The sequence below is a fragment of the Winogradskyella ouciana genome, assembly GCF_009709615.1.
Classification (GTDB): Bacteria; Bacteroidota; Bacteroidia; order Flavobacteriales; family Flavobacteriaceae; genus Winogradskyella; species Winogradskyella ouciana.
Genome location: NZ_WJYA01000155.1, coordinates 1 through 263, shown reverse-complemented (window position 1 = coordinate 263; position 263 = coordinate 1). Strand labels below are relative to the sequence as shown.

Annotated in this window: 1 pseudogene; it reads right to left on the bottom strand. The window is 75.3% G+C overall.

The features are described 5' to 3' along the window. Positions 1–263 (bottom strand): annotated as a pseudogene (locus F1003_RS18870) (hypothetical protein); the annotation flags it as partial.

The window sequence follows — 263 nt, the reverse complement described above, 5'->3', positions numbered from 1 at the left end:
GCGAGCCACCCGAGGTACGCGAGCGCGAGGGGCGTGAGCACCGTCGTCTCGACGGCGAGGCCGGGCAGTGCCTCGACCGTGCGGCCCACCCGGTTCTTCACGAGGCCGTAGAGGCCGAACGAGCACGCGAGGACGAGCGCGACCCAGGGCAGGCCGCCCGTCCCCGTGCTGAGCACGACGACCGCCGCCGCCCCGACGCCCACCGCGACCCACTGAGCGGGGCGCAGGCGCTCGCGCAGGACCACGACGGCGAGCAGCAATGT